This window comes from Macromonas nakdongensis, assembly GCF_002837145.1.
GTDB lineage: Bacteria > Pseudomonadota > Gammaproteobacteria > Burkholderiales > Burkholderiaceae_C > Macromonas_B > Macromonas_B nakdongensis.
This window is the reverse complement of record NZ_NWMV01000056.1, coordinates 44774-55164: the sequence shown is the minus strand read 5'-3', so window position 1 is coordinate 55164 and position 10391 is coordinate 44774. Positions and strand designations below refer to the sequence as shown.

Annotated in this window: 10 protein-coding genes; all 10 read left to right on the top strand. The window is 68.9% G+C overall.

Going from position 1 to position 10391, the window contains the following annotated elements; all coding sequences use genetic code 11:
- Positions 1–209 (top strand): hypothetical protein (locus tag CON77_RS08925; protein ID WP_157826888.1); only part of this gene is annotated, 209 nt, incomplete at its 5' end.
- A complete protein-coding gene (locus CON77_RS08920) occupies positions 206–1462 on the top strand; it encodes an MFS transporter (protein ID WP_101048804.1) in 1257 nt (418 codons plus the stop codon). The genes CON77_RS08925 and CON77_RS08920, both read left to right, overlap by 4 nt.
- Positions 1459–1905, top strand: a complete 447-nt coding sequence (locus tag CON77_RS08915; RefSeq protein WP_101048803.1) for a PTS sugar transporter subunit IIA — start codon at positions 1459–1461, stop codon at positions 1903–1905. Before CON77_RS08920 ends, CON77_RS08915 begins: the two co-directional genes overlap by 4 nt.
- The gene (locus tag CON77_RS08910) at positions 1874–2143 is read left to right on the top strand and encodes an HPr family phosphocarrier protein (protein ID WP_101048802.1); all 270 of its coding nucleotides are present in this window, start codon (positions 1874–1876) and stop codon (positions 2141–2143) included. Before CON77_RS08915 ends, CON77_RS08910 begins: the two co-directional genes overlap by 32 nt.
- Positions 2140–3888: a phosphoenolpyruvate--protein phosphotransferase gene (gene ptsP, locus CON77_RS08905; RefSeq protein ID WP_101048801.1), complete on the top strand. Its 1749-nt coding sequence runs from the start codon at positions 2140–2142 to the stop codon at positions 3886–3888. The genes CON77_RS08910 and ptsP overlap by 4 nt, the downstream gene beginning before the upstream one ends.
- Positions 3889–4041: 153 nt before the next feature.
- Positions 4042–6207 carry a type I secretion system permease/ATPase gene (locus CON77_RS08900; protein WP_101048800.1) on the top strand — a complete coding sequence of 722 codons (2166 nt, stop codon included), beginning with the start codon at positions 4042–4044 and terminating at the stop codon, positions 6205–6207.
- Positions 6207–7625 carry an HlyD family type I secretion periplasmic adaptor subunit gene (locus tag CON77_RS08895; protein ID WP_101048799.1) on the top strand — a complete coding sequence of 473 codons (1419 nt, stop codon included), beginning with the start codon at positions 6207–6209 and terminating at the stop codon, positions 7623–7625. Before CON77_RS08900 ends, CON77_RS08895 begins: the two co-directional genes overlap by 1 nt.
- A 17-nt stretch (positions 7626–7642) precedes the next feature.
- Entirely contained in the window at positions 7643–8290 is a 648-nt protein-coding gene (locus CON77_RS08890) for a response regulator transcription factor (RefSeq protein WP_101048798.1), read from the top strand.
- A gap of 13 nt (positions 8291–8303) precedes the next feature.
- Positions 8304–8549: a hypothetical protein gene (locus CON77_RS08885; protein WP_232788465.1), complete on the top strand. Its 246-nt coding sequence runs from the start codon at positions 8304–8306 to the stop codon at positions 8547–8549.
- 73 nt (positions 8550–8622) lie between these two features.
- The gene (locus tag CON77_RS08880; RefSeq protein ID WP_101048797.1) at positions 8623–10329 is read left to right on the top strand and encodes a retention module-containing protein; all 1707 of its coding nucleotides are present in this window, start codon (positions 8623–8625) and stop codon (positions 10327–10329) included.
- Positions 10330–10391: the final 62 nt, after the last annotated feature.

Here is a 10391-nt window from a genome sequence, read left to right as displayed (position 1 = left end):
CGGGGTGGACGGTGCGCCGGGCGGTGGTGCCGGGGGCCGAGCAGGCGCAGCGCTGGAGCGGGCCGGCCGTGGACCACCGGGGCCAGCCCCTGCGTGCGGAGGTGCTGTGGGCGGCCCGTCGGGGTTGGCTGGTGCAGGCGGCCTGGTACGGCGAGTCCCTCGAGCCCGAGGTGGCAGACACCTTCTTCGGCGGGGTGCGGTTGCCATGAGGGCGGTGGCCGAACCCCTGGGCCGTGGCCGCGCCATCGGCGTGTTCCTGGCGTTTGCCGCGGCCTATTTCCTGTCGGCCCTGCTGCGGGCGGTCACCGCCACCCTGGCCCCCACCTTGAGTGCCGAACTGGCGCTGCAGGCCAGCGACCTGGGGTTGCTGGCGGGGGGCTATTTCCTAGGCTTTTCGGCGATGCAGCTGCCACTGGGCCGCTGGCTCGACCGCCACGGGCCGAAGCGGGTGGTGCTGTTGTTCCTGTCGGTGGCGGTGGCCGGGTGTGCGGCCTTTGCCTGGGCCGACCATTTTTACGGGCTGCTCGCGGCCCGGGTGCTGACCGGGGCCGGGGTCAGCGCCTGCCTGATGGCGCCGTTGACCGGGTACCGGCGCTGGCTGCACCCGGACATGCAGTTGCGCGCCAATGCGTGGATGCTGATGGTGGGGGCGCTGGGCATGGTGGCGGCCACCTTGCCGGTGCAGTGGCTGGTGCCACTGGTGGGGTGGCGCGGGGTGTTCTGGGTGCTGGCCGCGGCCATCGTGGCGGCGGCGGCGTGGATCGCCTGGGCCGCGCCCGGCTGGTCGCAGGGGTCGGGCGAACACGGAACATGCATGGCCGGCTCGGACCATCTCCCCGACGCCGGGGGCTACGCCCAGGTGCTGCGGCACCCGTATTTCCGGCGCATGGCGGGGATCGGTCTGGTCAACTACGGTGGCATGGTGGCCATCCAGACCCTGTGGGCCGGGCCCTGGCTGGTGCAGGTGGCCGGGCACAGCGCCGCGCAGGCGGCCCAGGGCCTGTTCTGGATCAACGTCTGCATGCTGGGCATGTTCTGGGTTTGGGGCTGGGTCACCCCGACCCTGGCGCGGCGCGGGCTGCGCGTGGAGCAACTGATCGCCTGGGGCTTGCCCGGGAGTTTTCTGGCCCTGGGCGCCCTGTTGTGGCAGGGGCCACAGACCGGTTGGGGCCACTGGGCGCTGTTCTGCCTCGCGTCCACGGTGGGCTCGCTGGCCCAGCCCGCGGTGGCGCAGGCCTTCCCGGCGGCCATGGCCGGACGCGCCCTGTCGGCCTACAACCTCCTCATTTTCTCGGGCGTGTTTGCGGTGCAGTGGGGCATCGGCCTGGCGGTGGACGCGTTTGTGGGTCTGGGGTGGTCGGTGGTGGCGGCTTTTCGCGGGGCGGTGGGGGGCTATCTGGCGGCCTGTGTGCTGTGTTACGGTTATTTCTTGGTGGCCAAGGCCCATAATCGACGTCCATGAACGGCATCCTCGTCATTGCCCACGCGCCGCTGGCTTCGGCGCTGCGCCAGTGCGTGCTGCACGTCTTCCCGGATGCGGGCGGGCATGTGGGCGCGCTCGATGTGCCGCCCAACCAGCCGCCGGCCGAAACGCTGGCGCAGGCGCAGCAGTTGGTGGCCTTGCAGGGCGCGACGCACACGCTGGTGCTGACCGATGTGTTCGGCGCCACCCCCTGCAACGTCGCCACCAAGCTGATCGACGGGGTGCACACCCGTTTGCTGACCGGTGTCAACCTGCCCATGCTGCTGCGGGCCGTGTCGTACCGGCACGAGTCGCTCGATGCGCTGGTGTCGCGTGCCATGCTGGGGGGCACCCAGGGGGTGATGCCGGTCTCGGTCACCGCACAACAAAATCAAATACGCAGGAGCACCCATGATCAAAACCACCGCGATCATCAGCAATAAGCTGGGGTTGCACGCCCGGGCTTCGGCCAAACTGACCAAGCTGGCCGGGAGCTTTCCCTGTGAGGTCTGGATGAGCCGCAACGGCCGCCGGATCAATGCCAAAAGCATCATGGGGGTGATGATGCTGGCCGCGGGCCTGGGCAGCGAGGTCGAACTGGAAACCGATGGCCCCGAGGAACAGGTGGCGATGGACGCGCTGCTGGCGCTGATCGCCGACAAGTTCGGAGAGGGCGAATGACGTTCACGGTCCATGGACAGGCGGTGTCGCGCGGCATCGCCATCGGGCGGGCGGTGCTGGTGGCGTCCAGTCGCATGGATGTGGCGCACTACTTCATTGCCGACGACCAGGTGGCGGACGAACTGCGCCGCCTGCGCGGCGCGCGCGACGCGGTGGTGGCCGAAATCACCCGGGTGCAGCAGGGCCTGCAGGAAACCGTGGGCAAGGACGCCCACCACGAGCTCACGGCCCTGCTGGACGTGCACCTGATGTTGCTGCAGGACACGCAGCTCCAGGACGGCGTGAAACAGTGGGTGGTGGAACGTCGTTACAACGCGGAGTGGGCGCTCACCTCGCAGATGGAGCAGATCGCCAAGCAGTTCGACGAGATGGAAGACCCCTACCTGCGGGAGCGCAAGGCCGACTTGGAGCAGGTGGTCGAGCGCATGCTGCGGCACATGCGGGGCGTGGCCTCGCCGGTGGCCGCGCCACCCGTGGGCGAGGACGCGGAGCCGGACGCGTCGGCGGGCGGCCCGTTGGTGCTGGTGGCGCACGACCTGTCGCCGGCCGACATGCTGCAGTTCAAGCAGAGCGTGTTCGCCGGTTTCGTCACCGACGTGGGGGGCAAGACCAGCCACACCGCCATCGTCGCGCGCAGCATGGACATCCCGGCGGTGGTGGGGGCCCGCACGGCCAGCCAGCTGGTCCAGCAGGACGACTGGGTCGTCATCGACGGCGACGCGGGTGTGGTCATCGTCAACCCGTCGCCCATCGTGTTGGCCGAATACGGCTTCAAGCAGCGCCAGGGCGAGGTCGAGCGCGAGCGCCTGTCGCGCATCAAGAACACCCCGGCGGTCACGTTGGACGGCGAGCGCATCGAATTGCTGGCCAACATCGAACAACCGCAGGACACGGTGCCGGCCCTGTCGGTCAGCGCGGTGGGGGTGGGTCTGTTCCGCACCGAGTTCCTGTTCATGGGGCGCGACGGCAAGCTGCCCGACGAGGAGGAGCAGTACCAGGCCTACCGGGCCGCGGTGGAGGGCATGCACGGCCTGCCCGTGACCATCCGAACGGTGGACGTGGGCGCCGACAAACCGCTGGACCGCAACGTCCGCGACGACCACCTGAACCCGGCCCTGGGGCTGCGCGCCATCCGCTGGAGCCTGTCCGAGCCGGCCATGTTCCTGACGCAGCTGCGTGCCGTGCTGCGCGCGGCGGCGCATGGCAAGGTCAACCTGCTGATCCCGATGCTGGCGCATGCCAGCGAAATCCAGCAGGTCAAGGTCTTGCTGGCCAAGGCCCAGGAACAGCTCGACGAGCGCGCCGCGGTGCACGGCACGGTGCGACTGGGCGCCATGATTGAGGTGCCGGCCGCCGCCCTGGCGGTGAAGATGTTCCTCAAGCACTTCGATTTCCTGTCCATCGGCACCAACGACCTGATCCAGTACACCCTGGCCATCGACCGGGTGGACGAGACCGTGGCCCACCTGTACGACCCCCTGCACCCGGCCGTGTTGCAGCTGGTGGCCCAGACGATCGCCGAAGGCCGGGCCCAGGGCAAGAGCGTCAGCGTGTGCGGTGAAATGGCCGGCGACGTGACCATGACCCGCCTGTTGCTGGGCCTGGGCCTGCGCAGCTTTTCCATGCACCCATCGCAGATCCTGGCGGTCAAGCAGCAGATCCTGCGCGCCGACACCCGCAAGCTGCGGGCCTGGGCGCAGGAGGTGGTGCACAGCGACGACCCGAACGCCCTCATGGCCGACTGAGTTGCGGACCTGGGGCCGGGGTTGTGAAATGCCCGGCCTCCTGGCTGGAAGGTGTGTATGAATTTGTTACACTGATTTCCACTATTGCGTGTTTGGCGTTGTGTTGCCTCTTGTTCTCTGGGGGGTATCCGCCAGGCACCGGCGGAGGTTTGAATGGCAGTACACACCGGGTTCCCCGGCCTGGACGAACCCCACGCGGCGGCAGACCGCGACGAATTGCTGGCATGTCTGGTCATCGTGGCGCGCAGCCACGGCGAAACCATCACCCGCGACGGGGCCCTGGCCGGGCTGCCGGTCGAAGGCGGTCGGCTCAGCCCGGGGCTGTTCGAGCGCGCCGCGCACCGCGCCGGGCTCAGCAGCAAGCTGGTGCGTCAGCCCATCGAGGCGCTGAACCCGGCCCTGTTGCCGGCCGTGCTGCTGCTGGAAGAGGAGCACGCCTGTGTGCTGCTGGGCCGCAGCGCCGACGGTACCACCCTGCAGGTGGTGTTTCCCGAACTGGGCGACGCGCCGGTGGAGGTGCCGGCCGCGGAGCTGGCACCGCGGTACAGCGGCCACGCCATCTACGCCCGGCCGCGCCTGCGTTTTGACGCGCGCAGCCCGGTGGTCAACACCACCCGCAGCGGGCACTGGTTCTGGCGCGTCATTGGCGAAAACACCCCGCTCTACCGCGACGTGCTGCTGGCCGCCTTCCTGACCAACCTGTTCGCGGTGGCCATGCCCCTGTTCGTCATGAACGTATACGACCGGGTGGTGCCCAACCAAGCGACTGACACGCTCTGGGTGCTGGCGGTCGGGTTGACGCTGGTGCTCTTCGGCGATCTGGTGCTGCGCACCTTGCGCGGCAAGTTCGTCGATCTGGCCAGCAGCCGGGCCGACGTCAAGCTGTCGGCCTACATCATGGAGCGGGTGCTGGGCACGCGCATGGAGCAGCGCCCGGTGTCGGCGGGCTCCTTCGCCGCCAACCTGCGCGCGTTCGAGTCGGTGCGCGACTTCATCGGCTCGGCCACGGTGGTGACCTTCATCGATTTGCCGTTCGCGCTGATCTTCTTCGTCGTCATCGGCTGGATCGCCTGGCCCATGCTGATTCCGTTGGTGCTGGGGGCGGTGCTCTTGCTGCTCTACGCCCTGGCGGTGCAGGGCCGCATGCACGAGCTGGCCGAAACCACCTACCGCGCCGGCGCCCAGCGCAACGCCACGCTGGTGGAGGGCTTGGTGGGCTTCGAGACGGTCAAGGCCCTGGGTGCGGAAGCGCCGATCCAGCGCAAGTGGGAAAAGAGCGCGGCCCTGCTGGCGCGGGTGGGGGCGCAGCTGCGGCTGCTGTCGTCCAGCGCGTCCAACGGTTCGGCCTTCATGCAGCAGAGCATCAACATGTTCCTGGTCATCCTGGGCGTGTACCTGATCGGCGAGCGGGCGCTGTCCATGGGTGGGCTGATCGCCTGCACCATGCTGGCTTCGCGCGCCATGGCGCCGGTGGGGCAGGTGGCTGGGCTGCTGGTGCAATACCACACCGCGTCCACTGCGCTTACCTCGCTCAACGAGATGATGAAGCGCGAGGTCGAGCGCCCGGAGGATGCCAACTTCATCACCCGCGGCAGCATCAAGGGGGCGATCGAGTTCAAGGACGTGTCCTTCAACTACCCCGGCCAGCAGAACGCCTCGCTGCGCAACGTCAGCCTGCGCATCCAGCCGGGGGAACGGGTGGCCATCCTGGGGCGCATCGGCTCGGGCAAGACCACGCTGGAAAAACTCATCCTGGGCCTGTACCGGCCCACCAGCGGCGCGGTGCTGGTCGATGGCATCGACCAACGCCAGCTTGACCCGGCCGAGCTGCGCCGCCACATCGGCTACGTGCAACAGGACGTGATGCTGTTCTACGGCACCCTGCGCGAGAACATCACACTGAGCGCGCCTTTGGCCGACGACGCCGACGTGCTCAAGGCCGCCACCCTGGGCGGCATCCTCGACCTGGTCAACGCCCATCCGCAGGGTTTCGACATGCTGGTGGGCGAGCGCGGCGAATCGCTCTCGGGTGGGCAGCGCCAGGGCGTGGCCATCGCGCGGGCGGTCATCAACGACCCGTCCATCCTGCTGCTCGACGAACCGACCGCGTCGATGGACCATTCCAGCGAGGAGGACATCAAGGCGCGTCTGCGCGAATTCATGCCCGGCAAGACGGTGATCCTGGTCAGCCACCGCACCTCGTTGCTCGACCTGGTGGACCGCATCGTCGTCATGGATGCCGGACGCATCGTGGCCGACGGGCCGAAGGACCAGGTGGTGCAGGCGCTGCGCCAGGGCCGCATCGGAAAGGCCGCGTGATGTCGGAACTGAACGAACAAGATTTCGAGCGCATCGGCCGAGCCACGCAGCGGGCCGGCAAGCTGGGCGAACGGCTGTTCGGCCGCTTGGTGCACAAGCTGGGCGCCGACGCGCCCGACCGCGAATCGCTGGATTGGGCGGCCGATGCCGACTGGGCGCAGTTGCAGCAGGAGCCCCTGCGCGCCCGCGTGCTGCTGCGCGGTGCCGGGGTGGTGTTGCTGCTGTTGTTGCTGTGGGCCGCGTTTGCGCCTGTGGACGAAGTCACCCGCGGCGAGGCCAAGGTGGTGCCCACCAGCCAGGTGCAGATCATCCAGAGCGTGGACGGGGGCGTGGTCGAGGAAATCCGCGTGCAGGAAGGGCAGGTGGTGAACGCCGGCCAGTTGCTGTTGCGGGTGGACCCGACGCGTTTTGCCTCCACCCTGGGCGAAAGCCGGGTCAGCCAGCAGGCCTTGCAGGCCAAGGCCGAGCGCTTGCAGGCCCTGGTGCAGAACCGCCCCTTCAACCCGCCGCCCGAGTTGCTGAAAGCAGCGCCGGACGTGGTGGCCCAGGAGCGCAGCCTGTACGAATCGCGCCGGGCCGAGCTGAGCGCGCAAATCTCCATCACCCAGAGCCAGTTGAGCCAGCGGCAACAGGAGCTGAACGAGGCCCGGGCGCGCAAGGAACAGGCCGAGCGCGGGCTGGAACTGGTGCAGCGCGAATTGGCCGCCACCCGGCCCATGGTCGCCACCGGCGCCGTCTCCGAGGTGGAGGTGCTGCGCCTGGACCAGCAGGTCGCGCGCCTGCGCGGCGACCGCGACCAGGCCACGGCCCAGATCTCGCGCGTGCAGTCGGCCATTGCCGAGGCGCAGCGCCGCATCGAGGAGGTGCAGCTCAACGCCCGCAACCAGATGGGGGCCGAGCTGTCCGACACCATGAGCCGGCTGTCGGCCCTGTCCGAAGGCGGGCGGGCGCTGGCCGACAAGGTGGCCAAAGCCGAGATCAAGTCGCCGGTGCGCGGCACCGTCAAGCGCCTGCTGGTCAACACCGTGGGCGGGGTGGTGCAGCCCGGGCGCGAGGTGGTGGAAATCGTGCCGTTGGACGACGCCCTGGTGCTGGAGGCACGCATCACCCCCAAGGACATCGCCTTCCTGCGCCCCGGCCTGGAGGCCACGATCAAGTTCACCGCCTACGACTTCGCCATCTACGGCGGGTTGAAGGCCGATGTGGAGAACATCGGCGCCGATTCGGTGGTGGACGACAAGGGCAACGCCTTCTACATCGTGCGCCTGCGCACCCGCCAGTCCAGCCTGGGCGAAGGCCTGCCCATCATCCCGGGCATGGTGGCGCAGGTGGACATCCTGACCGGCAAAAAGACCGTGCTGGCCTACCTGCTCAAGCCCGTGTTGCGGGCCAAGGCCAACGCCTTGTCCGAACGCTGAACCACCGCTGTCACACCATGAGCAAGTCGCATTTTCTGGTCGATGCCCGTGCCACGTCGGGGGGCTCGCTGCTGGCGCCGCCGGAGCGCTGGCTGCAGGCCTTTCCCGAGGGGCAGTGGAGCAACTGGGCCACGCTGTCGTCCTCCGTGCAGGCCGGCGACACCGTGTGGGTGCCCGTAACCTACCCCGATTGGGAGGCCCGCGTGTCCGCCCTGCTGGTGCAGCAGCCGGCGTGCGGGGTGGTGGTGCTCAGCGGGGTGCTGCAGGACCCCGAAGGCCTGCGCGCCCTCAACGCCGGCGCGCGCGGCTACTGCCACCTGCTGGCCGTGCCCGAGTTGATGCGCGAGGTCGCCCAGGTGGTGGCCCACGGTGGCCTGTGGGTGGGGCCCAGCCTGGTGCAGCGCCTCATGTCGGCCACGCGCGAGGCCCTGGCGCGCAGCCCAAATGCCCAGCCCCCTGCGGCCGACCTGTCGCAACTGTCCGAACGCGAGGCCCAGGTGGCCCGCGCCGTGGCGGCGGGCAAGTCCAACAAGGAGGTGGCCGAACAGCTGTTCATCTCCGAGCGCACCGTCAAGGCCCACCTCGGTGCGGTGTTTGAAAAACTGGGCGTGCGCGACCGGGTGCAGCTCGTGCTGCACCTGGCGGGCAGTGTCCACCCGGGCTGAACCAGGAGTGCCCATGAACCCGACCGACCCTGTGGAGCCGCCCGACGAACTGGCCGGCCAGCGTGCCTTGGCCGACAGCGACGCCGGGCTGGCGCGCGTCACCGAAGACCTGATCGACATCCTCATCAACCGCGGTGTGATCCACTTCACCGACTTCCCGCCCGCGGCCCAGGCCAAGCTGCTGCAGCGCCGCCAGACCCGCGCCACCCTGAGCAAACGGCTGCAATTGCTGGACGATGGCGATCACGGCCTGATTTGATCCCGGTCAACAACGGCTTGCCGCCCCGGATGGACACTGCAACGATCGGCAGACCATTCCAAGGAGGCGCCACATGGCTCAATCTGCGACCGTCACCGCCCTGAGCGGCAAAGTGTTGGTGATCGATGCGGCGGGTGCGCCGCGCATGCTCGCGGTGGGCGACACCGTCCAGGCGGGCGACACCGTTCGCCCCGCCCCCGGGGCCCAGGTCCAGTTGACGCTGGACGACGGCCAGCCGCTCGGTCTGAGCGAAGGGCAGGCCTGGCTGGTGGGGGACGATGCGCCCGTGCCTGCACCGCCGGCCCTGACCGACGCGGTGGCCGCCGTCATCGACGTGCTGGAGCGCGGCGGCGACCTGAACGAACTCGAAGCCGCGGCCGCCGGTGTGGGCGGCGCGGGGGGCGGTGGCGATGGCAACAGCTTCGTGCGGCTGTTGCGCATCGCAGAAGGCGTCACGCCCTTGAGTTACGAGTACGGCGTGGACGGCCCGGCGCCGATCGACACCATCGAAGGTGGACGCGCGGTTGGCGCCCAAGCGGTGCCCGTGCCGGGCGAACCGCCGGTGGAGCCGCCGCCCCCGCCTCCGCCTCCGCCACCCGGGCCGGACAAGATGCCCGACGCCCAGGACGATGCCGACGTGGCCTACGTCGTCGTCACGCGCGAGGGGGGCGGCTTCAACAGCGACGTGAAAATCGCCGGCCACGGCCCCGATGTGCTGGACGGCCACCAGGACCGCTGGATCGCCAGCGACAACTCCTTCCACATCGTCCACGGTGGTGAGGGTTCGACCAAACCCAGCTTCCTGATGACGGACGTGGCCCGATCCGAAGCCTCGGCGGACTACGTCGCCACACCCCGGTTCACGGCCGGTGCGGCCGACACCTTCAAGTTCACCCTGGCGTCCAACGCCGATCTGGTGCAGGATGCCGGGCAAGACCTGTTCAAGGCCGAGGTGTACCAGTACGCCGACGGCAACTGGAACCACGTGGGCGACGTGACCGACGCCAACGGCGATGGCGTTTACACCCACACCTTTGCCGCGGACGGTGATTACCGCATCCAGTTCCAGCTCAACGACGTGACCGACGGCCAGGCCGAGGCCACCGTGCAGTTGGACACGGACCACTACTTCGCCGGCCCCATCACCGAAACCGTGGACACCGTGGCGGCCAGCGGCAACATCCTCGGCAACGACGCCTACGGCGACGGCGCGCACCAATGGGCTTTCGCTGGCGGGGTGCTCGACGCCGACAGCGGCAACGTGGTGGTGTCCGGCGCCTACGGCACCCTGACCGTGGAGCCCGACGGCGACTACATCTACCAGCCCCACGGCAGCGGCGGCGGCACCGACCACTTCGAGTACACCCTCACCGATGCCGACGGCGACGCCGACCGGGCCACCCTTAGCATCGACGTCAACCACACCGTCATCGAACACGACGAGTCCGACTTCGACCTCGATGTGCAGGGCCACGACGACCCGAGCACCCTCGACATCGGCGATCTGCTCGACGTGGACGACCACAGCGCCGCCAGCCTGAACCAGTACATCACTTTCGGGCCGGACGACGATGGCCGGGCGGTCATGTCGATCAGTGCGGGCCCGGACATCAACGGCGACGGCATTCCGGACTACCAGCAGAACATCACCCTCAGCGGGGTGGACTGGGACGACCTGCTGGACTACGCCGGGCTGGACGCCTACCTGGGCGAAGCAAGCGACCTCGCCATCCTGCAGAAACTGCTGGACGACGGGCGCCTGTCCACCGGCAACGACTGACGCCGCCGTTTCCGCCCAAAAACTGTACTTAAGTCCAATGGCCGCAGCACTTGCCCAGGGGT

What these genes read in the sequence shown, in the direction of transcription:
- CON77_RS08920 (WP_101048804.1), top strand. Translation starts at nt 206, where the DNA reads ATGAGGGCGGTGGCCGAACCCCTGGGCCGTGGCCGCGCCATCGGCGTG.
- CON77_RS08900 (WP_101048800.1), top strand. Translation starts at nt 4,042, where the DNA reads ATGGCAGTACACACCGGGTTCCCCGGCCTGGACGAACCCCACGCGGCG.
- CON77_RS08895 (WP_101048799.1), top strand. Translation starts at nt 6,207, where the DNA reads ATGTCGGAACTGAACGAACAAGATTTCGAGCGCATCGGCCGAGCCACG.
- CON77_RS08885 (WP_232788465.1), top strand. Translation starts at nt 8,304, where the DNA reads ATGAACCCGACCGACCCTGTGGAGCCGCCCGACGAACTGGCCGGCCAG.
- CON77_RS08910 (WP_101048802.1), top strand. Translation starts at nt 1,874, where the DNA reads ATGATCAAAACCACCGCGATCATCAGCAATAAGCTGGGGTTGCACGCC.
- CON77_RS08880 (WP_101048797.1), top strand. Translation starts at nt 8,623, where the DNA reads ATGGCTCAATCTGCGACCGTCACCGCCCTGAGCGGCAAAGTGTTGGTG.
- CON77_RS08915 (WP_101048803.1), top strand. Translation starts at nt 1,459, where the DNA reads ATGAACGGCATCCTCGTCATTGCCCACGCGCCGCTGGCTTCGGCGCTG.
- CON77_RS08890 (WP_101048798.1), top strand. Translation starts at nt 7,643, where the DNA reads ATGAGCAAGTCGCATTTTCTGGTCGATGCCCGTGCCACGTCGGGGGGC.
- ptsP (WP_101048801.1), top strand. Translation starts at nt 2,140, where the DNA reads ATGACGTTCACGGTCCATGGACAGGCGGTGTCGCGCGGCATCGCCATC.